At 56.3% G+C, this 24,417-nt stretch carries 19 protein-coding genes; 12 read left to right on the top strand and 7 right to left on the bottom strand.

Annotated elements, in window-relative coordinates; all coding sequences use genetic code 11:
* Nucleotides 1–139: 139 nt before the first annotated feature.
* The 4 genes from tyrB (at nt 140) to LGM20_RS23880 (ending at nt 3,146) form a co-directional block, all read left to right on the top strand.
* Entirely contained in the window at nt 140–1,333 is a 1,194-nt protein-coding gene (tyrB, locus tag LGM20_RS23895) for an aromatic amino acid transaminase (RefSeq protein ID WP_044525130.1), read from the top strand.
* Nucleotides 1,334–1,524: 191 nt separating this feature from the next.
* Entirely contained in the window at nt 1,525–2,238 is a 714-nt protein-coding gene (gene aphA, locus LGM20_RS23890; protein WP_004151745.1) for an acid phosphatase AphA, read from the top strand.
* Nucleotides 2,239–2,369: 131 nt separating this feature from the next.
* Complete coding sequence (locus LGM20_RS23885; protein ID WP_004206303.1) at nt 2,370–2,786, top strand: secondary thiamine-phosphate synthase enzyme YjbQ; 417 nt, start codon at nt 2,370–2,372, stop codon at nt 2,784–2,786.
* Nucleotides 2,787–2,789: 3 nt separating this feature from the next.
* On the top strand, nt 2,790–3,146 hold the full coding sequence (locus LGM20_RS23880) for an MmcQ/YjbR family DNA-binding protein (protein ID WP_023291634.1): 357 nt from the start codon (nt 2,790–2,792) through the stop codon (nt 3,144–3,146).
* Here LGM20_RS23880 and uvrA read toward each other — a convergent pair whose 3' ends face one another.
* Nucleotides 3,147–5,972 (bottom strand): excinuclease ABC subunit UvrA, encoded by a 2,826-nt coding sequence (gene uvrA / locus LGM20_RS23875; protein ID WP_023291635.1) that lies wholly within the window; start codon nt 5,970–5,972, stop codon nt 3,147–3,149. It lies immediately after the preceding gene.
* Between the two features lie 254 nt (nt 5,973–6,226).
* On the opposite strand from uvrA, the gene ssb1 reads away from it, so the two are divergent.
* Entirely contained in the window at nt 6,227–6,751 is a 525-nt protein-coding gene (ssb1, locus tag LGM20_RS23870) for a single-stranded DNA-binding protein SSB1 (RefSeq protein ID WP_004151744.1), read from the top strand.
* A 128-nt stretch (nt 6,752–6,879) separates the two neighbouring features.
* On the opposite strand, the gene LGM20_RS23865 is transcribed toward ssb1, so the two are convergent.
* Nucleotides 6,880–8,460 carry an MltF family protein gene (locus LGM20_RS23865; protein WP_032454565.1) on the bottom strand — a complete coding sequence of 527 codons (1,581 nt, stop codon included), beginning with the start codon at nt 8,458–8,460 and terminating at the stop codon, nt 6,880–6,882.
* A 588-nt stretch (nt 8,461–9,048) separates the two neighbouring features.
* Between LGM20_RS23865 and LGM20_RS23860 the strand changes: the two genes are divergently transcribed.
* Complete coding sequence (locus LGM20_RS23860) at nt 9,049–11,307, top strand: TonB-dependent siderophore receptor (RefSeq protein WP_044525132.1); 2,259 nt, start codon at nt 9,049–9,051, stop codon at nt 11,305–11,307.
* Nucleotides 11,308–11,571: 264 nt separating this feature from the next.
* On the opposite strand, the gene LGM20_RS23855 is transcribed toward LGM20_RS23860, so the two are convergent.
* Nucleotides 11,572–11,940 carry a helix-turn-helix transcriptional regulator gene (locus LGM20_RS23855; protein ID WP_048296437.1) on the bottom strand — a complete coding sequence of 123 codons (369 nt, stop codon included), beginning with the start codon at nt 11,938–11,940 and terminating at the stop codon, nt 11,572–11,574.
* Between the two features lie 33 nt (nt 11,941–11,973).
* Nucleotides 11,974–13,734: a tannase/feruloyl esterase family alpha/beta hydrolase gene (locus LGM20_RS23850; protein ID WP_044525134.1), complete on the bottom strand. Its 1,761-nt coding sequence runs from the start codon at nt 13,732–13,734 to the stop codon at nt 11,974–11,976.
* 624 nt (nt 13,735–14,358) lie between these two features.
* On the opposite strand from LGM20_RS23850, the gene bamA reads away from it, so the two are divergent.
* Nucleotides 14,359–16,782, top strand: coding sequence for an outer membrane protein assembly factor BamA (bamA, locus tag LGM20_RS23845; RefSeq protein WP_044525135.1), 2,424 nt, complete (start codon nt 14,359–14,361; stop codon nt 16,780–16,782).
* Between the two features lie 552 nt (nt 16,783–17,334).
* The gene (iraM, locus tag LGM20_RS23840; RefSeq protein ID WP_023291644.1) at nt 17,335–17,688 is read left to right on the top strand and encodes an anti-adapter protein IraM; all 354 of its coding nucleotides are present in this window, start codon (nt 17,335–17,337) and stop codon (nt 17,686–17,688) included.
* 27 nt (nt 17,689–17,715) lie between these two features.
* Here the strand turns inward: iraM and LGM20_RS23835 are convergent, their stop codons facing one another.
* From LGM20_RS23835 to LGM20_RS23825, 3 genes are read right to left on the bottom strand one after another with little or no spacing between them, the layout of a single operon-like run.
* Nucleotides 17,716–18,477, bottom strand: a complete 762-nt coding sequence (locus tag LGM20_RS23835; protein ID WP_044525136.1) for an inositol monophosphatase family protein — start codon at nt 18,475–18,477, stop codon at nt 17,716–17,718.
* A gap of 10 nt (nt 18,478–18,487) precedes the next feature.
* Entirely contained in the window at nt 18,488–19,507 is a 1,020-nt protein-coding gene (locus LGM20_RS23830; protein ID WP_044525137.1) for a LacI family DNA-binding transcriptional regulator, read from the bottom strand.
* Complete coding sequence (locus LGM20_RS23825) at nt 19,504–20,274, bottom strand: MBL fold metallo-hydrolase (RefSeq protein ID WP_044525138.1); 771 nt, start codon at nt 20,272–20,274, stop codon at nt 19,504–19,506. Before LGM20_RS23825 ends, LGM20_RS23830 begins: the two co-directional genes overlap by 4 nt.
* A gap of 162 nt (nt 20,275–20,436) precedes the next feature.
* On the opposite strand from LGM20_RS23825, the gene LGM20_RS23820 reads away from it, so the two are divergent.
* The 4 genes from LGM20_RS23820 to LGM20_RS23805 are packed head-to-tail and all read left to right on the top strand — an operon-like array spanning nt 20,437 to nt 24,385.
* Entirely contained in the window at nt 20,437–21,468 is a 1,032-nt protein-coding gene (locus LGM20_RS23820; RefSeq protein WP_044525139.1) for an ABC transporter ATP-binding protein, read from the top strand.
* Nucleotides 21,469–21,497: 29 nt separating this feature from the next.
* On the top strand, nt 21,498–22,637 hold the full coding sequence (locus LGM20_RS23815; RefSeq protein ID WP_044525140.1) for an ABC transporter substrate-binding protein: 1,140 nt from the start codon (nt 21,498–21,500) through the stop codon (nt 22,635–22,637).
* Nucleotides 22,638–22,697: 60 nt separating this feature from the next.
* Entirely contained in the window at nt 22,698–23,531 is an 834-nt protein-coding gene (locus tag LGM20_RS23810) for an ABC transporter permease (protein ID WP_044525141.1), read from the top strand.
* Nucleotides 23,528–24,385 (top strand): ABC transporter permease, encoded by an 858-nt coding sequence (locus tag LGM20_RS23805; protein WP_044525142.1) that lies wholly within the window; start codon nt 23,528–23,530, stop codon nt 24,383–24,385. Before LGM20_RS23810 ends, LGM20_RS23805 begins: the two co-directional genes overlap by 4 nt.
* Nucleotides 24,386–24,417 lie beyond the last annotated feature (32 nt).

Genomic DNA, 24,417 nt, shown 5'->3' with positions numbered 1-24,417 from the left:
ACGCAATCGGTATAGCCGCAGACAAAAAAGCGGTTTATACCGCTGCGCAGTCACTTTCCCCTCAACATCCTCTCGACCTGCCGTCATATCCGGTTTATTGTGTAAGAACCTGCCCTATGTAAACCTGGAGATACATCGCGTGTTTCAAAAAGTTGACGCCTACGCCGGCGACCCAATTCTTTCTCTGATGGAACGCTTCAAAGAAGACCCGCGAAGCGACAAAGTCAACCTGAGTATCGGGCTGTATTACAACGATGACGGCATTATCCCGCAGCTGCAGGCGGTGGCGGAAGCGGAAGCGCGCCTGAACGCCGAGCCGCACGGCGCCTCGCTGTATCTGCCAATGGAAGGGCTGAGCGGCTACCGCCAGGTGATTGCCCCGCTGCTGTTTGGCGCAGAGCATAGCGCGCTTAAGCAAAACCGCATCGCCTCCATTCAGACGGTCGGCGGTTCGGGCGCGCTGAAGGTCGGGGCCGACTTCCTCAAACGCTACTTTCCTGAGTCTCATGTCTGGGTCAGTGACCCGACCTGGGAAAACCACATCGCCATATTTGAAGGGGCTGGCTTCGAAGTAAGTACTTACCCCTGGTTTGATAAAGCCACCAACGGCGTGCGCTTTGAAGCGCTGCTGGCGACGCTGCAAACGCTGCCGGCGCGCGACATTGTGCTGCTGCACCCCTGCTGCCACAACCCGACCGGCGCCGACCTGACGCCGGAACAGTGGGATCGTGTGGTGGAGATCCTGAAAGCGCGTCAGCTGATCCCGTTCCTCGACATTGCCTACCAGGGCTTTGGCGCAGGGCTGGAAGAGGATGCCTACGCCATTCGCGCCATCGCCAGCGCCGGGATGCCGATGCTGGTCAGCAACTCTTTCTCCAAAATTTTCTCCCTGTACGGGGAGCGCGTCGGCGGCCTGTCGGTGGTCTGTGAAGACAGTGAAACCGCAGGCCGCGTGCTGGGCCAGCTGAAGGCCACCGTGCGCCGCAACTACTCCAGCCCGCCGAGCTTTGGCGCGCAGGTGGTGGCGACGGTGCTGAACGATGCCGGGCTGAAAGCCACCTGGCAGGCGGAAGTGGACGCCATGCGCGCGCATATCCTGACCATGCGTCAGGCGCTGGTCGACGCGCTGCAGCAGGTTGCTCCGGGCAGCAAAGTGGATTATCTGCTCAAGCAGCGCGGGATGTTCAGCTACACCGGCTTCAGCGCGGCGCAGGTGGATCGCCTGCGCGACGAGTTTGGCGTCTACCTGATTGCCAGCGGACGTATGTGCGTGGCGGGGTTAAACTCACGTAATGTTCAGCAGGTAGCGAAAGCCTTTACCGCGGTAATGTAAGCCGCTCTCCAGCAGGTTGTCTCTGCCGGTCAACGGGCAGAGGCAACCCCCTCTGATTGTGATCATCCTCTTTTTCTATGACATCAGCGCGAAAAAGGCTTTTCATCCCTGTCGCCTGCGGGTAAGGTCGGGACGTTACTAAGCATGCACATTATTGAAAACAATAATGATTGATAGATTTAGGGATAAATATGCGCAAACTTACTCTCGCCCTTGCGGCGGCCTCTCTCCTGTTCACGCTGAACAGCGCCGTCGTGGCGCGCGCCTCCACGCCGCAGCCGCTGTGGGTCGGTACCAACGTGGCCCAGCTGGCCGAGCAGGCGCCGATCCACTGGGTTTCGGTGGCGCAAATTGAGAACAGCCTGCTGGGGCGCCCGCCGATGGCCGTCGGTTTTGATATCGATGATACCGTCCTCTTCTCCAGTCCCGGTTTCTGGCGCGGGCAAAAAACCTTCTCCCCCGGCAGTGAGGATTACCTGAAAAACCCGCAGTTCTGGGAAAAAATGAACAACGGCTGGGACGAATTCAGCATGCCAAAAGAGGTGGCGCGCCAGCTGATTGCCATGCATGTGAAGCGTGGCGACAGCATCTGGTTCGTCACCGGCCGCAGCCAGACCAAAACAGAAACCGTTTCTAAAACCCTGCAGGATGATTTCCTCATCCCGGCCGCCAATATGAACCCGGTAATTTTCGCTGGCGATAAGCCGGGTCAGAACACCAAGACCCAGTGGCTGCAGGCGAAGCAGATAAAGGTTTTCTATGGCGACTCGGATAACGACATTACCGCTGCCCGCGAGGCGGGCGCCCGCGGGATCCGCGTGCTGCGCGCCGCCAACTCCTCCTACAAGCCGCTGCCGATGGCCGGCGCGCTGGGCGAAGAAGTGATCGTCAATTCCGAATACTGATGGGCGCCTGAACGGGATAAACGGCAGCGGTGACGCTGCCGTTTTTTTATGCAAAATCCGGGGTGGAAGGTTTTACCTTTTCACGTATTGCTGCACACTTAGAGGGATTCATTCGCAAAAAGGAGTCGATGATGTGGTATCAGCAAACCCTGACGCTTGGGCCCAAATCCCGTGGTTTTCATCTGGTCACCGACGAAATACTCGGCCAGATCCGCGGGCTGTCCGGGGTGAAGGTCGGCCTGCTACACCTCCTGCTCCAGCATACTTCCGCTTCCCTGACGCTCAACGAAAACTGCGATCCCACCGTCCGGTATGACATGGAGCAGTATTTTCTTAACGCCGTGCCGGACAATGCGCCGTACGAACATGATTATGAAGGCCCTGACGATATGCCGTCGCACATCAAATCATCGATGCTTGGCGTGTCGCTGATGCTGCCGGTCGAGGACGGACGCGTCAGGCTGGGGACCTGGCAGGGCATCTGGCTGGGGGAGCATCGGATACACGGCGGTTCGCGGCACATCGTTGCGACGCTCATGGGGGAATAAAAGATGACAATTTCGGAGTTATTGCAGTACTGCATGGCGAAGCCGGGAGCAGAGCAGAGCGTCCACAGCGACTGGAAAGCCACGCAGATTAAGGTCTCGGACGTGCTGTTTGCCATGGTGAAGGAGGTCGAAGACCAGCGGCCGGCGGTTGCGTTGAAGGCGAGTCCGGAGCTGGCGGAGCTCCTGCGGCAGCAGCATCGCGACGTCCGGCCCAGCAAGCATCTCAATAAAGCGCACTGGAGCACCGTCTTTCTGGATGGCTCGCTGCCGGATTCGCAAATCTACTACCTGGTCGATGCGTCTTACCAGCAGGCGGTGAAAATGCTGCCGGAGCCGGTCCGGCAGCAGCTTTCCCGCTAATTATTTCAGCATCGGCTTCAGGAAGCGCGCGGTGTGCGAAGCTTCGCACTCAGCGACGGTTTCCGGCGTACCGGAAACCAGAATTTCGCCGCCGCCGCTGCCGCCTTCCGGGCCGAGATCGACAATCCAGTCGGCAGTTTTTATCACGTCGAGGTTGTGCTCAATCACCACGATGGTATTGCCCTGATCGCGCAGCTGGTGCAGCACTTCCAGCAGCTGCTGGATATCGGCGAAGTGCAGACCGGTGGTCGGCTCATCGAGGATATACAGCGTCTGGCCGGTACCGCGCTTGGACAGCTCGCGCGCCAGCTTCACGCGCTGCGCCTCGCCGCCGGACAGCGTCGTCGCCGACTGGCCGAGACGGATATAGGTCAGGCCGACATCCATCAGGGTTTGCAGCTTACGCGCCAGCGCCGGTACGGCATCAAAGAACTCGCGCGCTTCTTCAATGGTCATATCCAGCACTTCGTGGATGGTTTTGCCCTTGTACTTAATCTCCAGCGTTTCGCGGTTATAACGCTTACCTTTGCACTGGTCGCACGGTACGTAGATATCCGGCAGGAAGTGCATTTCGACCTTGATCACCCCGTCGCCCTGGCAGGCTTCGCAGCGACCGCCGCGGACGTTAAAACTGAAACGACCCGGCGTATAACCACGGGAACGTGATTCCGGCACCCCGGCGAAGAGCTCGCGCACCGGCGTAAACACCCCGGTATAGGTCGCGGGGTTGGAGCGCGGCGTACGGCCGATCGGGCTCTGGTCGATATCGATGACTTTATCGAAGTGCTCCAGCCCCTGAATATCGCGATACGGCGCCGGTTCGGCGATGGTCGCCCCGTTAAGCTGACGCTGGGCAATCGGGAACAGGGTATCGTTGATCAGCGTTGATTTACCCGAGCCGGAGACGCCGGTAATGCAGGTAAACAGGCCCACCGGCAGAGTCAGCGTCACGTCTTTCAGGTTGTTGCCGCGCGCGCCGGTCAGTTTGAGGACTTTCTCCGGATCGGCGGGCACGCGCTGCTTCGGCACTTCAATTTTGCGCTTGCCGCTCATGAACTGGCCGGTCAGGGATTCCGGGACGGCCATAATGGCCTCCAGCGGCCCTTCCGCCACCACCTGGCCGCCGTGGACCCCGGCCCCAGGGCCGATATCGATCACATGGTCGGCGGCGCGAATGGCGTCTTCGTCATGCTCAACGACGATCACCGTGTTGCCCAAATTACGCAGGTGAATCAGGGTCCCGAGCAGGCGCTCGTTATCGCGCTGGTGCAGGCCGATGGAGGGCTCATCCAGGACGTACATCACGCCAACCAGTCCAGCGCCAATCTGGCTCGCCAGGCGGATACGCTGGGCCTCGCCGCCGGAGAGCGTTTCCGCCGAACGGGAGAGCGTCAGGTAGTTGAGGCCGACGTTGACGAGGAACTTCAGGCGATCGCCAATCTCTTTCAGCACTTTTTCGGCGATTTTCGCCCGCTGGCCGGAGAGTTTCAGATTGTTGAAGAAGTCCATCGCGTGGCCGATGCTCATATCGGAAATGGTCGGCAGCGGGGTGTTTTCCACAAACACGTGGCGCGCCTCGCGGCGCAGACGCGTACCGTCGCAGCTGGCGCACGGGCGATTGCTGATGAACTTCGCCAGCTCTTCGCGCACCGCGCTGGATTCCGTCTCTTTGTAGCGGCGCTCCATGTTATGCAGCACGCCTTCGAACGGATGGCGGCGTACCGAGGTGTCGCCGCGGTCGTTCATGTATTTGAATTCAATATTCTCTTTACCGGAACCGTACAGGACCACTTTCTGCACGCTGGCGCTGAGAGTGCCCCACGGCGCTTCGACGTCGAACTTGTAGTGCTCCGCCAGCGACTTCAGCATCTGGAAGTAGTAGAAGTTACGCCGATCCCAGCCGCGGATGGCGCCGCCCGCCAGCGACAGCTCCGGATTTTGCACCACGCGATCGGGATCGAAATATTGCTGCACGCCGAGGCCGTCGCAGGTCGGGCAGGCGCCCGCCGGGTTGTTGAAGGAGAACAGGCGCGGCTCCAGCTCGCGCATGCTGTAGCCGCAGATCGGGCAGGCGAAGTTGGCGGAAAACAGCAGTTCTTCCGCTTTCTCATCATCCATATTGGCCACGATGGCGGTACCGCCGGAGAGCTCCAGCGCGGTTTCAAACGACTCGGCCAGACGTTGCGCCAGATCGTCGCGCACCTTGAAGCGGTCAATTACCACCTCGATGGTGTGTTTCTTCTGCAGCTCCAGCTTCGGCGGATCCGAGAGATCGCAGACTTCGCCGTCTATCCGTGCGCGGATATAGCCCTGGCTGGCGAGGTTTTCCAGGGTTTTGGTGTGCTCGCCCTTACGCTCTTTAATAATGGGCGCCAGCAGCATCAGACGCAGGCCTTCCGGCTGGGCGAGGACGTTATCGACCATCTGGCTGACGGTCTGCGCCGCCAGCGGCACGTCGTGGTCCGGACAGCGCGGCTCGCCGACGCGGGCGTACAGCAGACGCAGGTAGTCGTGAATTTCGGTAATAGTACCCACCGTCGAGCGGGGGTTGTGAGAGGTTGATTTCTGTTCGATGGAAATCGCCGGCGACAGCCCTTCGATATGGTCGACGTCCGGCTTCTCCATCAGCGACAGGAACTGTCGCGCATAGGCGGAGAGCGATTCGACGTAGCGACGCTGGCCTTCGGCATACAGGGTGTCGAAAGCCAGTGAAGATTTGCCAGACCCGGAAAGCCCGGTGACGACAATGAGTTTGTCGCGCGGGATAACGAGGTTGATGTTTTTGAGATTATGGGTGCGGGCGCCCCGAACTTCGATCTTATCCATTCACCTTTCCCGGTAGGTAGATACACGGATTGCCTGGTTTGCTTGAAGGACAAACGGCAGAAACGGCTAATTATGACACAATTTAACCTGTCTGAATATACAGTATTGGAATGGCGCTGCGGGAAGCGTGTGAAAATTTGCATAGCGGCGGCATGTTTTCTGGAATTGGCTTAGCAGCTATCAAATTGTCCCTTTGTGGTGTTAGAATTCCCGGTTTACACTTATACAAAACGTATTATTCAGGAGATTCGATCATGGCCAGCAGAGGCGTAAACAAGGTGATTCTCGTCGGTAATCTGGGGCAGGACCCGGAAGTACGCTACATGCCAAGTGGCGGCGCAGTCGCCAACTTCACGCTGGCAACTTCCGAATCCTGGCGTGACAAGCAGACCGGCGAAATGAAAGAGCAGACTGAATGGCACCGCGTTGTGCTGTTCGGCAAACTGGCGGAAGTCGCTGGTGAGTACCTGCGTAAAGGCTCTCAGGTGTACATTGAAGGCCAGCTGCGTACCCGCAAGTGGACCGATCAATCCGGTCAGGACAAATACACCACTGAAGTGGTGGTGAACGTTGGCGGCACCATGCAGATGCTGGGCGGCCGTCAGGGCGGCGGCGCACCGGCAGGTGGCGGCCAGCAGCAGGGCGGTTGGGGTCAGCCTCAGCAGCCGCAGGGCGGCAACCAGTTCAGCGGCGGCGCGCAGTCCCGTCCGCAGCAGCAGGCTCCGGCAGCGCCTTCCAACGAACCGCCGATGGACTTCGACGACGATATCCCGTTCTAAGGCTTGCCTTAGACGCAATATCCGCGTAGTTAAAACAGAAAGCCCCGGTTTCGACGGGGCTTTTTTTATGATTATTCCACCGCCGCCTCAGGAGTCGTTTTGACCACTGATCGCGGATCGCGAGCGCTTCAGGCTGCGGGCACCTGAGCGGTTGCGGGCGTCGCCACGCCTGGCTGCGGTGCGGCGGGCTGTGTCGCTGGCCTCTGCCGCGGCGCGGCCGTCGCTTTCTGTTTGCGGGCCATGTCATCGACGATCAGCCGATAGGCGATGTAATACTTATAGATATTGCTGACGTAGGTCACCGTTTCCGCGCCGATTTTTTCTGCCGCCAGATTTTCGACATTACCGAACCAGACGTTTGGATCAAACCCGCGCTGTTTGGTCATGGTGCGCAGGCGGGCGATACGCGCTGGACCGGCGTTGTAGGAAGCAAAGGTAAATAGCGCTTTATCCAGCCGGGTCATGGGCTCATCAGCATAGTATCGATCTATCATCCAGCGCATATATTTCACGCCAGCATGAATGTTGGGATCCAGCTGTTTAATATCACCCACCTTCAGCTCTCTTCCGGTGCTGGGCATCACCTGCATCACCCCGACGGCGCCGACGTGGCTTCGAACCGACTGGTTCAGCCGCGACTCCTGGTATCCCTGGGCCGCCATCAGCAGCCAGTCGACATCGTAGCGATCGCCATATTTGCGGAAGACGTCCACCATGGCGAGGAACTTGCGCCGTTCCTGACTCGCTGCGGCATTTTTGACATATTTAGCGTTTTTCAGGTAACGCAGCAGGAGAGTATTGCCCAGCGTGGTGCCCTGACGATTCTTTTTCACAAAGTTGTTCAGCAGCGCCAGCAGCTGCGGACTGTCCTGGCGTACCGCCCACGCAATGTTGCCGCCGTCGCGCAGCACCACGTTGTCATGGACCTGGATTTTCGGAAACACCTGTTTCCAGAAAACAGCTTTATGCTGATCGACGACGATCAACGGCACCAGCCCGGCGTTGAGCATTTCCAGCAGATCTTCATCCTCCAGCGCTTCCGGCGCCGCTTCCAGGGTAACCGGCGGTCTTGACTCACTGGCAAATCGGGCGTTCAGCGCTTGCAGACTGTCGTAATAGCTGGAGGAGCGGCGAACAAAGACCGTTTGACCGGAAAGCTGCTCCAGGCTGTCGACCTTTGGCGACGCCGGGCCGGAGATCAGCAACTCTTTGACGCCGCTGTAGAGCGGCTGAGCGAAAGCGGCCTGGGCTTCCCGCGACGGAGTGATGGTCAGGTTGGCGGCGACGATATCCCCTTTACCTTCATTGAGCGCGGTGAAGAGATTATCCCGGCTGACCGGCACGAAAACGATATGTAGCTTCAGGTGGCGCTGTTTCAGCTTTTTATCCCTGGCCAGCTGTTTATTCAGATCGTTTTCCAGCGCCATGAAAATGTCGTGCGTCGCTCCGCGTTGGGTTCCCTTATCAATAAAAAAGAAGGTCTTGCTGTAGGTGGTTAATACCCGGATGGTGCGCCGATCAAGCATGCCAGGCAGATCGCCTTTCCACGGCTGCAGCATGTCGTCGATATGGATCGACAGCGTGTTATCTTCGGTTGCCACCGGCGGCGCTTTTTCCGCCTCCGCCGCAAGCAGGATAGGGGCGAATAACAGCGTCGCGAGGCAGGTGAGCCAGGCGATAAACAGGCGTGATAGCAAGTTGGCGTTCATGGAGGAACACTCCGCAGGGGGATGTGTTTATTTTAGCAGAACGGCCGCCGTTAGCCGGGCACGACAAGGGCGTAAAAAACATAACGATGCTGACAAATCATTTTCTCCCATTTTATCGCTTACTATTAATGTGCTTTTATCTTTACTTTAACTATGGAGATAATATGGCGGAAATGTGTTTTTTTAATGATAAATAGAAAGTAATGATAATGTTTTTATTTTATGCTTCCTCATCTGTTTTGTATTAACCTTTTGATTATTAGTGTTTATTTTATTTTTATCCGATATTGATTATTATCACCTTGATAATGAATCTCATTTTTATTACCGTAGCACAGCACATTACTCTTATTATTCGCTGTCTGGATTACGCTATCAAAGAATAGCGCGAAGCGCTTTTTCTCTAATGATGAAACAGGGCACTTAATTTTATTATGCCTCATGCTGTTTTCTTCTTCCCATGACTATCGGGAAGGGGCTGACCTACGCCAAAATCTGGCGAGGCGCTGAGGCGAGTATTTTATCCCCTTGTTTTTTCAATTGGGGAAGGCGTTATGCCCGACAGCAACAGAAAACAGGGCATATTCTATGAAATACACGTCTCACTTCCCGCTGGGGATCGTCATTCCTTTGCTCGCCTGTAGCGTGCAGCTGCAGGCGGCAGAGAATATTACTGAACAATCGACTCGTGACGAGAGCACCCCAACGGCCGAAAACCAGGAGGAAACGATGGTGGTGACCGCTGCCAGGCAGAACCTGCAGGCGCCGGGCGTGTCGACCATTACCGCAGAGGAGATTCGCAAACATCCCCCCGCCCGCGATGTGTCGGAGTTAATTCGCACGCAACCCGGGGTCAACCTGACCGGTAACTCCACTAGCGGTCAGCGCGGCAACAACCGGCAAATTGATATCCGTGGCATGGGGCCAGAGAATACGCTGGTGCTGGTCGATGGAAAACCGGTCACCAGCCGTAACTCGGTACGATATGGCTGGCGCGGCGATCGTGATTCCCGTGGCGATACCAACTGGGTGCCGGCAGAGATGATCGATCATATCGATGTGATCCGCGGCCCGGCGGCGGCGCGCTATGGTAATGGCGCGATGGGCGGGGTCGTCAACATCGTAACCAAACCGACCACGCCTGAATGGCATGGGTCGTGGAATACCTATATCAATGCTCCGCAGCACCGTAAAGAAGGGTCGACGAAACGTACCAACTTTAGCCTCAATGGTCCGCTGTCAGACAGTGTTAGCTTCAATCTCTGGGGTAATCTGAGTAAAACCCAGGCCGATGCTCAGGACATTAACGCCGGGCATGAAGCTGAGCGTACCGGTTCCTACGCGGGCTCTTATCCAGCCGGACGTGAAGGGGTAGTGAACAAAGATATTCACAGTAAGCTGCGCTGGGAATTCGCCCCGATGCAGGCCCTGGAGTTTGAGGCCGGCTACAGCCGCCAGGGCAACCTCTATGCCGGCGACACACAAAACACCAATACCAGTACGCTGGTGAAGAGTATGTACGGGAAAGAGACTAACCGTCTCTACCGGCAAACTTATGGCGTGACATGGACCGGCGGCTGGGATAATGGCGTGACCAGCAACAGCTATGCCCAGTACGAACACACCCGCAACTCGCGAATGAATGAAGGGCTGGCGGGCGGTACGGAAGGGATCTTCTCCAGTAGCGAGTTTTCAGATATCGATCTGGCCGATGTTCTGCTACATAGCGAAGTGAATATTCCGTTTACGCTGGGGGTCGATCAGAATCTGACGCTGGGCACCGAATGGAACCAGCAGCGGATGAAAGACGGCGTGTCGACAGCCCAGGCGCTCTCTTACGGGGCGATCGACGGTGTATCGGCTACCGATCGTAGCCCGTACTCCAGCGCTGAGATTTTCTCGCTGTTTACCGAAGATAATATGGCGCTAACGGACAGTACCATGCTGACACCCGCTCTGCGCTTCGATCACCACAGCATCGTCGGTAATAACTGGAGCCCGTCGCTGAATCTGTCCCAGGAACTGACGGATGACTGGACGCTTAAGCTGGGCATTGCCCGCGCTTACAAGGCGCCTAACCTCTACCAGTTGAACCCGAACTATATTCTCTACAGCAATGGTCAAGGCTGTTACGCCAGTAGTTCCGCCTGCTATCTGATGGGAAATAGCGACCTGAAAGCGGAGACCAGCGTCAATAAAGAGATCGGTATTGAGTACAAGCATGATGGCTATCAGGCGGGAATTACCTGGTTCCGTAACGACTATCACAACAAGATTGAGTCAGGGTATGCGGCGGTGGGCACTGCCAGCAACGGTACCACCAATATCTATCAGTGGGAAAACGTACCAAAAGCGTTAGTGGAAGGCCTGGAAGGAACGCTGAATCTTCCAGTGGGGGAGACGATTAACTGGAGCAATAACCTGACATGGATGCTGCAGAGCAAGAATAAGACGACAGGCGACCGGCTGTCAGTGATCCCGCAGTTTACCCTGAACTCGACTTTGAGCTGGCAGGTTCGTGAAGATCTCTCTCTGCAGAGCACCTTTACCTGGTATGGCCGTCAGAAACCAAAACGCTTTAATTATAAGGGCGAGGCGGTCAGCGGCAGCGAACTAAACGAAGTCAGCCCATACAGCATTGTCGGCCTCAGCGCGACCTGGGATGTGAACAAAAATCTGAGCTTCACCAGTGGGATAGATAACCTGTTTGATATCCGCCACTATCGGGCAGGGAATGCGCAAACGACTGGAAACGCGACGACGGGGGCTTACCTTTATGGTGCGGGTGCTGAGACCTATAACGAGTCGGGGCGAACCTTCTTTATGAGCGTAAATACTCATTTCTAATGGTGCTGAGGAGAATGAAACCGGGTGCAGCGCGGCCCGGTTTTTTTATTTCAGATGAGAGCGGCGGAGACAATTATAAATGGTGACAAAATCTTCACGCCCTCTACATTATTAGCTCAAAATATCCTTTTATACTGATTTCCGTCGCGCAAGGTCGTTGATCCCGACCGGGCTCGATAATAGCATCCTGCTATTTCCCTTCTGCAATACCCCCTGTCCCCCTTCCATTCCCAACCGCAGCGATGCGGAGGAGGGGGACCTTCCTTATTTTTGTCGCGTGACCCGGTGACGATATTGGGTGGGTGTGAGCGCATGATATTTTTTGAAGGTACGATTAAACGCACTGAGATCGTCATAACCAACCATAATACAAATATCGACAATACGGTAACCAGGCGTCGTCAGCAATAAACGGCGACAGAGCGACATACGCTGTTGGCGGATATACTCCATCGGCGAACGATCAAAATAATAACGGAAGAGCCGAAATAAATGCCAGGGAGAATAACCAGAAATATCGCTCAGATCGTCGACGGTTAGTTTCTTATCCAGATTATTATCGATCCAAAGGATCAGGTCGTTTAGTACCGATTGCTGGAGCGTTTTGCTACGCATGATTGAGGCCAATCCCAAAAACGAATGGCTCCTCAATGAGGAGCCCCGGGTTTATTGAACGGTGAGCTCGCCGCGGCGAACCTGATAATTTTTTTGGTTATCAGGGCCAATATAGTCGCTGGCGGGTTTTGCCACCTGCAGATAACCAAACGCGGTTGATTGCTCTGCATGATAATTTTCGCCGTCATTCACGTCGCCGCGCCCGTTATAACGGGCAATCGCTGGGAAGGGATACACCGGACGCGTTGCGATAACGGCTGGAGTGGCGTCAGCGTAAGGCTGACTGATTTTCTGCACGCCGTGAAACTGCGTTTGCGCATCTGGTTTTTCTGTCATCGGCGGCAGCCTGGCGGCGGCTGACGCCCGTTTTCCGGCCATAAGCTCTTGCGGCGCGATGCCTTCCTCGGTCCAGCGCATCAGCGGGGTAAGGAGATCAATTTGATCGTAACCTTCGCCATTACCGCAATGTGCTACCCCAGGCAGCAGGAATAACCGCAGGAAGGTATCCGTTGCGGCATGGCCCATCTCTGCTTCTACGCCGCGGTAATAGGCGATAGAAAAGGCTGGGCTGACGGAGTCATCGGCCAGACCGTGCCACAGGATAAGCTTGCCGCCGCGCTGTTGATAGGCATGAAGATTGGTATTTGCCGCGTTATAGAGCGGTGCCAGTTGAGCGACGGCGTCAAAATTCTGCTGATTAAGTGGGAAATCCCGCATCGAATGGATCTTCTGTTTTCCTCCCGGCAGGAGCACGGATTGCAGAGCCGGTAGTACCATCATTTCCGACATTGAGTGGCCGGTCGGCATCTCCGGCACCGGCCAGCGTAGCTCGGAGCCCAGCGGAAGACCGCCAGCGACGAACTGGGCGCTGTGGCTGTCGTAAGCGCCGCGGTAGAGCTTTTTCACTACCTCAATCTCTTCCTGTGTCAGGCAGGCGGAACGGTCCTGAGCGTTGGCAGGACAGCGGGGGAGCCAAGTCTCAGAGAACTGACAGGCATACGGGTTTTGCAGGATGCCGTCCTGCACGCCGGAAAGCGTCGGGCAGTGAGACAGTATGGCCTGGTGAATCAAAGGTAAGCGATCTTTCAACAAGACAGCGGTACCGTCGGGACGCTGATTGGCGGCCACATTCCAGCCGTGGAAGAAGGAATTCTGAAACTGGAAAAAGGCCGCAGGCGCGCCAGCGCTGATACCGTCAAAATCCTGCGGAAAGCGCTGTGCTTCCATCAATGCTTCGCGACCGCCGTCTGAGCAGCCCATAAAGTACGCGTATTTTGGCGGCTGGCGGTAAAGCATCTGAATCACTGCTTTGCTCAGCACTGCGGTCAGGTGGTTGGCGCGCCAGGCAAAATCGATGCGCTTTTGCGGATCCTCGGCCCATGAAGCATCCATCATACTGCCATGGTGCCCCATATCGGTTGCTGCCACCACGAACTCGCCGTTCATTGCCGGCAGGCAGCCGCTGGCATTCGACAGACTCAGGTTAATGCTCCCGCACAGTCCGCCGCAGCCGACCTGCAAGAAACGTTGACTCCAGCGCTGGGTCGGCAGGGCAATCTGCACGCCAATCTGGGGGGCGATAGTGGCGCTCACCTTGCACCAGCTTCCCTGCGCGGAGGTTTGCATTTCAGTGTGGTTGATAGTGACCTTTGCGCCAACGGCGGCGCTGAAGTCGGTAGCGCTCAGCGCATCGCATGTCAGCGCGGGGAGAACAATCGGCAGACTGGAGGCAGCCTGCGCTGGCGAAGCGAACGATAACCCAAAGAGGGTGCAGATAATGATGGGTAAGATCGTTTTAAGTAAGCGTGACATACGCAATTCCCTGTAATTGATGATGGGAGGCGGCAGGATGGTGAAGCCTATTCCTCACCTTCCCTGGCGAGGCGCCACTGCTTGGCTATTGTAGATAACGATAGACTTTCCTTGATGCCTTGATAAGGCGTCCCTACTGTATTCTGCTATTTTGAGGAAAATATGGAGATTTTCGCCATTGTCATCTGGCGGTAAATACATGAAAGAATGTTGTGATGTCGATTGCATAATTTATTCAATTTCTCTTCATTATATCTGCTGGCTTTAAGAATATGATTGTGCCTGTTCCTGGTGATTCCAGAGAACAACATTCCTAACGAGATCCTTCCCCCTTTCCATTAGCAAGAAAGGGGGCTTTTTCAATAAAAACCGTTCAGGCAAATCTAAATATAGCTCTGGTGTTGGCCATTAGAACCACGGAGTTCAGGGAAAGTTCCATCATTAAATATATTTTTAAAGATGATTTAACATCCTTTTTTTCTCCATTTTGTCGCCATAATTGCATGTAATTCTGCGCCTCGCTCAGGTTAATTCTGTCGCATATCTTAGATACGCAACCTGAACAAATAAGCTCAACGCCAGCAGATAACTGCTATTGCTCATTATCTCGTAGACGACACATTCATGTTAAAAAAGACTCATATCATCAGCGGATTATTGATTACCCCTTTAACGTTGTACGCCGCAACATCATATCAAGTTGATGATATTCGTTTTGAAGGGCTGCAGCGCGTGACCGTCGGGGCGGCGCTATTAAGTATGCCGTTGCACGCGGGAGAAACGGTGACGCCAGAGGAAGTCAGCGAGGCGGTGCGCGCGCTGTATGCGAGCGGCAATTTCGAGAATGTGCAGATCCTGCGCGATGGGAAAACGCTGGTGGTGCAGGTTAAGGAGAGGCCCACTATTGCCAGCATCAGTTTTTCCGGGAATAAGTCGGTGAAGGATGATGCGTTAACGGAGAATCTCACCGCGACAGGTATTTTTGCAGGTAGCGCACTGGATAGAAATTCGCTCAGCGAAATAGAAAAGGGGTTGCAGGATTTCTATTACAGCGCGGGGAAATACAGTGCGCAGGTTCACGCTGTGGTGACCCCGTTACCGCGTAATCGCGTTGACTTAACGTTCGTCTTTCAGGAAGGCGTATCGGCGAAAATCGCACAAATAAACATTATCGGTAATCAGGCGTTTCGAGAAGAGACGCTCCTGGACCAGCTTCAGCTACGCGATAATGTGCCGTGGTGGAACGTGGTAGCGGATAAAAAATACCAGAAACAGAAGCTGGAAGCCGATCTGGAAACGCTGCGCAGTTTTTATCTCGATCGCGGCTATGCGCGCTTTGCTATCCAGTCCACGCAGGTCAGTATGACGCCAGATAAAAAATCCTTGTATATCACCATCACCCTCAATGAAGGCGAACGTTATCGGGTCGACCGAACTCAGGTGACAGGCGACCTGGCGCAGCATGGACCGGAGATCGAGGCCCTTGCCCAGCCGCTGGCGGGGGCATGGTATAGCGGGGCGCAAGTCACCACGATTGAAAATGAGATCAAAAAGCGTTTCGGCAAGTATGGTTATGCCTGGCCGCAAGTGACGACCACGCCGGAAATCGATGATGCGCATCACCGTATGACGCTGCATATTCAGGTCGACGCGGGTCGCCGCTACTCGGTACGCCAGATCCGCTTTTCCGGTAACGACACCTCCCGGGACGCGGTGCTGCGTCGTGAAATGCGTCAAATGGAAGGGGCGTGGCTCAACAACGAAAAAGTCGAGCAAGGGAAAGTACGTCTTGACCGAACGGGTTTTTTTGAGAACGTTGAACAGCAGATCGTTCCGGTTAGTGGGACGGCGGATCAGGTCGATGTGGTCTACAAGGTGAAGGAGCGCAACACCGGCTCATTTAACGTGGGCCTGGGATTTGGAACGGACAGCGGCGTGAGCTATCAGCTTGGCGTGACTCAGGATAACTGGCTGGGAACGGGCAACAGCGTTAGCTTCAACGGGACGCGCAACAGCTATCAGTCTTATCTTGAACTGGGGGCGACGAATCCGTGGTTTACCGTCGATGGCATTAGCCTGGGCGGAAAGATTTTTTATAACAGCTATGATGCTTCCGATGCGGACGCCGGGAGCTATAACCAGCAGAGCTACGGCTTAGGCAGTACGCTGGGGTTTCCAATTAGCGAAAATAACTCCCTGAACCTGGGACTGGATTATGTTCATAATCGGCTGACTAATATGGATCCGGAGCTGTCGACCTGGCGCTACCTCAGTTCTCGCGGAATCGAGCCCAGCGTGGTGACGAAAGATGGCGACAGCGGCGCGAAATATAGCGCCAACGATTATTTTGTGAGTATTGGATGGGGTTACAACGACCTCGACCGCGGCTTTTTCCCGCGAGCGGGAAACAAAAGCAGCCTTAGCGGAAAACTGACCCTCCCCGGCTCGGATAACAGTTATTACAAACTCTCCTTTGACACTGCCCAGTATCTGCCACTGAACGAGAATAAGCGCTGGATCTGGATGGAACGCCTGCGCGCAGGCTATGCCGGCGGGTTAGACGGCAAAAGTGTGCCGTTCTACGATAACTTTTACGCTGGCGGTTCGTCGACAGTGCGCGGCTTCTCATCTAACACCATCGGGCCTAAAGCGGCCTATTACCGTTGTAACGGCAGCGAAAGCAGCTATAGCGCCTGCCCGCTGGACTCCTCATCTGATGCGGTCGGCGGGAATGCCATGGCGGTGCTGAACAGCGAATTTATCATTCCAACCCCCTTTGTGAATGACAAATATGCCGATAGTCTGCGAACCTCGCTGTTTGTTGATGCGGGGACGGTCTGGAGCACCTCCTGGCAAAACACCGCGCAGACGCAGGCGGCAGGGATCCCTGACTACGGCGATCCGAGTCATATTCGTCTCTCCGCTGGGATTGCCGTGCAGTGGATGTCTCCTCTCGGTCCACTGGTCTTCTCATGGGCAGAGCCATTTAAAAAGTATGATGGCGATAAAGCAGAGCAGTTTCAGTTTAATATCGGCAAAACCTGGTAAGGCCCCAGCGGGGCTTATTAGACCGGCGTGGCAATATTCTGTAGACGGTACCCCGACATACGGATTGAGCTAAATAAGATCAATCGCCATGGCGATATTATCGCAAAGATATTCGCTATGGCGGTATACCAAAGACATTTACCCGAGCGCGGCCTGATGGCTGCGCGGGTCTGTTGTCGTACGCCGAGGCAACCGCGCAATAAATAGCTGGCTGCCGTCGTCCTCTCTGCCGGCGGAAGCTTTGGCGACGCTCAGCGCCACATCGTCTGATACGAATGGATGAAGGCTCATCCAAAGGGACTAATACATATTGTCAATTATTTTTATTTAATCTTATTTTTTATTGTATTTTCTTTTTTTAGGTTGATTTGTTTCTGTTTTTATAGGGTCTAATCATTAATCTCTCGACGAAAAGTAAACGTTACTAATAATGGAGTATGTTGTTAGGAATTGTCTTAAGTCACATAATTGTCAGGGATGCTTGCAGTTTATATTAATGAATGCTATCACTATATACGGTAACAATTTGTAGCATTTATATAAGGAAGGAATATGAAATGGACTATTCTTAATACCCTGATCTGCCCGCAATCCGGCATCGCCTTTTCGGCGATATCCAGCCTGCGTTTCTTAAAATTTATTATGTGGTACGAGGCCGATGTGATCCTGCTGCCCGGCGAGACAATGAAGCTCTATTCCTCAAGAGTTTTAATTAATGACCAGTATCATTCATTAAAAATCTACAATATTGCGGTGTACGACGAGGCGCAGTGGGAAATATTACGCGAGCGGCCATCGTGCCCGTACCATGCCGGCGGCGAGCGGTCTGACTCCTGTTTTTACCAGTCCTTTTGCGCGATTAAGCGCTGCCCGAATAATATTCCCCGCAGCGAAACCTGGCGTTAGTCAGGCCACGCCGGGGGCGGTGTAGCGTCATTTCTCCAGCAGGGCGGCCAGTCGTGGCTGGACGCCTGCGCAGCCGGCCAGCACGCGGTTACCTCGCCGCAGCCCCTCATTGGCGAGAAACGCATTGCACGTTCCGCCCGCCTCCTCAATCAACAGCATGCCTGCCAGCGCGTCCCAGCTGTTCATATGCGCTTCATAATAGGCATGGAGCTGGCCGGCGGCGACATGCGCCAGCATCAGGGCGCCCGCGCCGAAGCGGCGATATTCCAGGCCGGCGTCGAGCAGGGTGGTGATGGCCCAGGCGTAGTCGCTGGCCGGGGCGCGGCTGGAGCGGCCCATACCCACTACCACCGCATCCGGATCCGGTTCGCGTAGCGTCAGGCGCTGGCCGTTGAGATACGCGCCTTCGCCGCGACCAGCGAAGAAAAACTCATCGCGATCGGGGGCGTAGATAATGCCAAGCGTCAGCTCACCCTGGCACACTCGCGCCAGCGAGATACACCAGTAATCCATACCGAGGATAAAGTTGGTGGTGCCATCGACAGGGTCGAGCACCCAGACGGTCTGTGCATCGCCGGCGAAACCGCTCTCCTCGCCGAGGAAACCCTCCTGGGGAAAATGGGCCTGCAGCCAGCCTTTAATCTCTTGTTCTACCGCGAGATCCGCCTGCGACACAAAATCCTGGCGCGATTTTTTATCGACCTGTAATCCCGCATCGCGTAGCGCCTGGGCGTGGGCGCCAGCCTGGCGAATTAAGGCGCATAATGACTCTCGTTGTGCTTCCGTCATAGTCCTGCTCTCAGATAACAAAGGGCGACGTGCGCCGGTGAATTAATGTCACCTCCACCCATGTGGTGCGTGAAGGTTGTAAAGGGTCGGCGGTGCGCTCCAGCAGCCGGGCAAGCGCCTGGCGGGAAATCGCCGCCACATCCTGATGTAGGGTGGTGAGCTGATAGCTATATTGCGCGGTCGGCGGCGTGTTATCAAAACCAATCAGCTGAAAATCCTCAGGCGCCTGTTTGCCGCGCTGGCGCATCCCATCAAGAAAGCCACAGGCAAGCTGGGCATTCGCGCAAAAGATCCCCTCAGGCACCTCGTCAGCGAGCGCCGCGGCCTGCTCACCGCCGACGTAGCCCTCTTCCGGACAGGCGAGGTGCGCCAGGTCGCGTTCGATGTCCACTCCGCGCGCCTGTAGCGCCCGGCTGAATGCTTCACCGCGCATGCGCCCGGCCCAGGTGGAAGGGAGAGTATTGAGCCAGCCGAAGCGCCGACAGCCGCTGCGCAACAGCTGGTTAGCGGCCAGTTCGGCGCCGGCGGCGTTATCAGAGCAGACATAATCCACCCCGGGGATCGTCGGTTGACGGTTAATGCCCACTACCGGAATATGCTGGTGAACGCACTCGTTCACCAGCGCTTCCGGCGGCTGGCCGGAGGTAACGATAACCCCGGAGACGCGAAACTGCGTGAAACGGCGCAGGGTATGCGCCAGATCCTGCTCGCTATGGATCTCGCTCACCAGCGCCTGAAAGCCCTGGCGCTGGATCTCGTTGAGCAAGGCATCAAGCAGGGCGCTGCGAAAAGGATCGCTGATGCGCGAGACGATCACGCCGATTAAGTGGCTGCGCTGGCGGTTCAGCCCCTGGGCGAGGAAGTTAACCTGATACCCCAGCTCTTCGGCGGCGCGCAACACCCGCGCCCGGGCATCGGGAGAGATGCTGCCGTTGCTGCTCAACGCCCGGGACACCACCGCCCGGGAGACGCCCGCACGCCGTGCGACATCCTGGGCGGTGACGCTGGCTTTACGTGATGCGGTGCTCATAGGATGTGCGCCTCGTCGGTAAACGGGGGACGCGGCAGCGTTAAGGCGAGCCCATCCCGGGAAACGAATAACCCCGGCCACGGCTGGCAGGCCTGCTTCAGCCCCGGCAGGGCAGCGTCCTCGCAGTGATAGAGCCCCAGCGCCGGGAGCTGCAGCGTTCTGAACAGCATCAGGCAAGAGGGGAAATCGCCATGAGAGGCGTCATCGTCCAGGGCCGCCACCGAGGCACACTCCTGAAACGCCAGCCCGGCGCCGGCCATCAGGGCCATCGAGTCGGCGGTCGGCCGGCCATCGCCGCTGTAAAACAGCGTCTGCCCGGCAATGGTGATACGGATGGCGCGATTACTCAGCTCATGCTGGGTGGGGGCAGTGCGGATCTGCCAGTCCTGCCACGTCCAGGCTTCGCGACATGCTTGCCAGTCGATGGTGAAACCGAGCTCCGCCTGCGGCCAGTTCGCCAGCGCGGCCAGCTGCATGAGCACCGGCTGCTGCGTCGGCTGGCAGTAGATAATCAGCGGCTTCTGGCGGGAGCCGCTTTTCCAGTAATTCAGCAGCGCCGTCAGACCGGTGCAGTGGTCCGGATGAACGTGGGTGAAGTAGATCGCGTCGATATCGTTGACCCCGCCGCCGCGCTGCCAGAGCGCGCGGGGAACGGTGGGTCCGCAGTCGATTAACCACTGTTTGTTGTCCGCGTCGATTACCCGCAGCGCGGAGGTATTTTGCGTGCAGGAAAAGGCGCTCCCGCAGCCAAGCACATCTATTTTCATTTACCCTCGCCAAAATTTTTTGCCGCTTAATTAAATTGTCATAAATACCCGACAAAGTAGGCTCACATCATGTCGAGTTAACGTTGCATTTTTTTTACAGCTAAATGAACACGTGTTCACAGCAATAAAAAATGCCCGCAACAGCGCTGTCAGGTAGCGAATATGAGTTATTTAAAGATCTCCGGCCTTAAAATTTGTTATGGCGATAAAGTGGTTTTACATAATATCGATCTGGCGGTCGAGCAGGGGGAGATGATCGCGCTGCTCGGTCCTTCGGGATGTGGAAAAACCACCCTGCTGAATGCCCTCTGCGGTTTTATTCCGGTGGAAAGCGGGGAGATCTCCATCGCCAGCCGAGCGATCACCCATCAGGCGCCGGAGCAGCGCAATATCACCATGGTGTTTCAAAGCTACGCCCTGTGGCCGCACCTGACGGTGGCGCGCAATATTGGCTATGGCCTGAAGCTGCGCAAATGGCGCGGGGCGGACATCACACGGCGAGTGGCGGAGCTGCTACGGATCGTCAATCTCGACGGGCTGGCTGACGTGAAGGTGACTGAACTGTCGGGCGGCCAGCGGCAGCGGGTGGCGCTGGCGAGGGCACTAGCGATAGAGCCTCAGGTGCTGGTGCTGGATGAGCCGTTATCTAATCTGGATGCCAAAGTGCGGCTCAATGTGCGCCATGAAATTAAATCTCTGCAAAAGAAACTCGGCTTTACGTCGTTAATTGTCACCCACGATCAACAGGAGGCATTAGTGATGGCGGACCGTATTGCAGTATTAAACCAGGGGCGAATTGAGCAAACCGGTACGCCGCAACAAATATATCAGCGACCCGCGACACCCTTCGTCGCTGATTTTATGGGCGCCGATAATAAAATAACCTCTGATGAAATATCTGCTGCCGCAATATCCGGTTTATCCGCAGCTCAGCAGGGTGAAAAAGTCATTTATTTTCGCAGCGCCGATGCCACGCTCGGCGAATTAACGCAGCCCGCGCCGCAGGAGGGGCTCGCCCTGGAGGGGATGGTGGAGCAAAGCGCGTTTCTGGGCAATCTGTATCGCCACAGCGTGCGCTGCCATGACCGCCTGCTGCAGGCCGACTCCGCTCAGTGCTGGCCGACGAAAAGCCGCGTCAGGCTCCATGTGCCCATGCCGGCCCTCCATATTTTTCCTTTACCACTATCACAGTGATATCAGCGTGTTCATTCTGGGGACAATCCATGTTTACTAAGACGAAAGCAGCGATCTTAACGACCCTCTGCCTGAGCGTTAGCGCCCAGGCCGACACCTTTCTTAACGTCGCTACCGCGGGCGATCAGAATATGGTGGATTACGTGAAAACCTGGCTGGGGCCAAAATTTGAAGCCGCTCATCCCGGCGTCAAGGTGCGGGTGATCGGTACCGGCCCTGGCGACGCCGGGTCGAATAAAATCAGCGAGAAGTTGAGCGCCCAACAGGAGAGCGGCGCGCAGCAGTGGGATATCGACGTCGCCGTGGTGCATCAGAAGGCGGGGGGCGAACAGGTGGAAAAGGGATTGCTGCAAAAATATCGCCAGGATATTCAGACCGGCGGCATGGTGAGCTCGCCGAGCGCCACCCAGGCGCTCGGCGTTAACGTCGACGGATACGTCATGCCGATGTTCTTAAGCCAGACCGCTATCGCCTGGAACAGCGATCTCGTCAGTACGCCACCGGCGTCGTATGACGAGCTGGTCGCGTGGACGCAGAAACATCCGCAGGCTTTTGGCTATAACGGCATCAAGAACGGCATGTCCGGCGTTAGCTTTGTGGTGGGCTGGATCTACGCCTACGGGACCGGCGCCGAGCGCCTCTCCTCCGCGCCTTATGATAAAAGCGTCGAAAAGGGCTGGCAGCAGGCCTATGCGAAACTGAAAGCGTTTAATAAAAATGTCACTTTCACTCCGGGCAACGCCGGAACGCTCGATATGCTAAGTCGGGGAGAGATCGCCATGGGCCCGGTATGGGTCGACATGTTCTATAGCTGGAAAGATCAGGGCAAGCTGCCGCCATCGATTAAGCTCGCTTTACTGGCCCCGGGTATGCCGGGTCAGCCGATGTATTACGTCATCCCAGCGAAAGCGGCGAATCCGCAGCTGGCGCGCGACTTTATCGCGCTGGCCACCAGCCCGGAAGTGCAGGCGCAGGGGATCGTTAAGCAGTTCAACTGGTACCCGGGCATCGACGCCGGGCAGGTGAAGCCGAAGCTGGATGCGGCGACCTGGCAAAAGCTGTTTGCCGAAATTTCGCCTGAAGCCCTGGCGAAGTATGGCAAAAGCTTCCCGATCGCCCCCTACTTTGACGATATCAAAGAGGGTTACGAAAGCCAGGTGGCCAATTAACCCTTTTTCCAGCCCGGGTCGCCGACCCGGGCGCTTGCTTGTGCCAACGCCAGGTCCTTTATGTCCAGTTCATTGAAATACTTGCTGCTGGTTGCCCCGGCCGCGCTGATGATCGCGGTCCTGTTTTTGTATCCGCTGGGGTTTTCGCTGGTCTCGGCGTTTACCGCGCCGGGACAGTCGTTCACCCTCGATCATTTTCGCAAGGTCTATGCGCTTTACGCCAACGATGTGCTCTTTTCGCTGCTTATCGTGCTGATCTCAGTGGCGTTGTTAGCGCTGATCGCCATTACCCTCTCGGCAGTGATTGCGCTGTCGCCTTGCCGGCCCGTTGTTCGCCTGCTGGGTTTTTTGTATCGCTTGCCGCTGTTTATCCCCTTTATTGTCGTCGCCCAGATGATGCGCACTTTTCTCGCCAAAAATGGCCTGATGAACAATGCGCTGGTGGCGGCCGATCTGGTCAGGCCGCTGGAGACCCTCTCCTGGCTGGGATGGAAGGGAATTGTCATTACCTTTGTCTGGAAGCAGCTGGCCTTTGCTACGCTGTTGATCTGCGGAGCGATGGCGGCGCTGGAGCCGTCGCAGATCCTCGCCGCACGTAATCTTGGCGCCTCCCGGCCGCGGCTGCTGTTCGATATTATGCTGCCGCAGGTCCTGCCGACCATCGGAGTGGCGCTGGTGCTGTCGACGGTAACCATGATGTCGGTGCTGTCGGTACCGCTGATGATCGGCGTGGGGACGCCGACGATGCTGACCGTGGATATGGCGTTTCGCGTCAATTCCTATGGTGATTACGCGGTGGCGAATGCGCTTGGCGTGGTGTCGCTGGCGATCTGCGGCGCGCTGTCGTGGTTTTACCTGCGCCACAGCCTGCAGCAAAAAGGCGGTGAAGGATGAAAGCGCTGCACCTTGCTTCCTCTCCGTCATGGTGGGTAAGAGGACGCCGTAAAGTGAACGCCAGCCCGGTGCTGCAGACCCTGCTACTGCTGTTTATGCTGCTGGCGATGTTTGGCCCGCTTCTGAACCTGTTGATCTGGACCGTAGCGGAAAGCTGGTATTTTCCCCATTCGCTGCCCAGCCAGTGGGGCCTGAAGTACTGGTATCAGGTCTTCAATCCGTACAGCGATGTCTCCAGCTCGCTGTTAACCAGCGTACTGATCGCCCTGCTGTCGGTGGTGGTCTGTTTGCTGATTTCCGTTCCCGCCGGCTATGCGCTTTCCCGGCGGAAAATGCCGCTGCGGGTGCTGTTTATGCTGCTGTTTCTCCTCCCGCAGGCCTTTCCCAACCTGACGGTATACATGAATATTGCCCGTTTGTTTTACCAGTGGGGCTTGAACGGAACTATCGCGGGGGTGGTGCTGGTGCATAGCGTCCACGGTCTGATGTACTCGGTGTGGATCTGTGTGGCCGCGTTTTCAGCCATCGACCCGCTGCTGGCGCGGGCATCGCGTAACCTGGGCGCCGGACCGATGTATACCTTCTGGCACATCGTGCTGCCGCAGGCGGCGCCGGGGATCGTTGCCGCGAGCATCTTTGTTTTTCTGGAGTCGTTGGATGAGTTTACCGGCACCTTCTTCGTCGGGGCGCCGGATGTCACTACGCTGCCGCTGCTGCTCTATAACGCCAGCATGTCGGGTAACTATCAGGTCTCGTCGATTACCGCGCTGATTTTACTGGCGCCATCGCTGCTCTTTATGGTGGTGATCCATAAATTTATGCGTCCGGAGATGATGGCAAAACTGGGGAAATAAGGGCTGCAGAAAACGAAAAAGCTTCCCGGTGG

The organism is Klebsiella quasipneumoniae subsp. quasipneumoniae (assembly GCF_020525925.1).
Taxonomy (GTDB): domain Bacteria; phylum Pseudomonadota; class Gammaproteobacteria; order Enterobacterales; family Enterobacteriaceae; genus Klebsiella; species Klebsiella quasipneumoniae.
The sequence above is the reverse complement of the archived record's forward strand: the minus strand, read 5'-3'. Positions and strand labels throughout refer to the sequence as shown.

Bases quoted from the DNA above. Each gene is read 5' to 3' on its own strand.
- LGM20_RS23825 (WP_044525138.1), bottom strand. From the start codon at position 20,274: ATGAAAATAGATGTGCTTGGCTGCGGGAGCGCCTTTTCCTGCACGCAA.
- uvrA (WP_023291635.1), bottom strand. From the start codon at position 5,972: ATGGATAAGATCGAAGTTCGGGGCGCCCGCACCCATAATCTCAAAAAC.
- LGM20_RS23885 (WP_004206303.1), top strand. From the start codon at position 2,370: ATGTGGTATCAGCAAACCCTGACGCTTGGGCCCAAATCCCGTGGTTTT.
- LGM20_RS23830 (WP_044525137.1), bottom strand. From the start codon at position 19,507: ATGAGCACCGCATCACGTAAAGCCAGCGTCACCGCCCAGGATGTCGCA.
- iraM (WP_023291644.1), top strand. From the start codon at position 17,335: ATGAAATGGACTATTCTTAATACCCTGATCTGCCCGCAATCCGGCATC.
- LGM20_RS23810 (WP_044525141.1), top strand. From the start codon at position 22,698: ATGTCCAGTTCATTGAAATACTTGCTGCTGGTTGCCCCGGCCGCGCTG.
- bamA (WP_044525135.1), top strand. From the start codon at position 14,359: ATGTTAAAAAAGACTCATATCATCAGCGGATTATTGATTACCCCTTTA.
- LGM20_RS23815 (WP_044525140.1), top strand. From the start codon at position 21,498: ATGTTTACTAAGACGAAAGCAGCGATCTTAACGACCCTCTGCCTGAGC.
- LGM20_RS23850 (WP_044525134.1), bottom strand. From the start codon at position 13,734: ATGTCACGCTTACTTAAAACGATCTTACCCATCATTATCTGCACCCTC.
- aphA (WP_004151745.1), top strand. From the start codon at position 1,525: ATGCGCAAACTTACTCTCGCCCTTGCGGCGGCCTCTCTCCTGTTCACG.
- LGM20_RS23865 (WP_032454565.1), bottom strand. From the start codon at position 8,460: ATGAACGCCAACTTGCTATCACGCCTGTTTATCGCCTGGCTCACCTGC.
- LGM20_RS23860 (WP_044525132.1), top strand. From the start codon at position 9,049: ATGAAATACACGTCTCACTTCCCGCTGGGGATCGTCATTCCTTTGCTC.
- LGM20_RS23880 (WP_023291634.1), top strand. From the start codon at position 2,790: ATGACAATTTCGGAGTTATTGCAGTACTGCATGGCGAAGCCGGGAGCA.
- LGM20_RS23835 (WP_044525136.1), bottom strand. From the start codon at position 18,477: ATGACGGAAGCACAACGAGAGTCATTATGCGCCTTAATTCGCCAGGCT.
- ssb1 (WP_004151744.1), top strand. From the start codon at position 6,227: ATGGCCAGCAGAGGCGTAAACAAGGTGATTCTCGTCGGTAATCTGGGG.
- LGM20_RS23805 (WP_044525142.1), top strand. From the start codon at position 23,528: ATGAAAGCGCTGCACCTTGCTTCCTCTCCGTCATGGTGGGTAAGAGGA.
- LGM20_RS23820 (WP_044525139.1), top strand. From the start codon at position 20,437: ATGAGTTATTTAAAGATCTCCGGCCTTAAAATTTGTTATGGCGATAAA.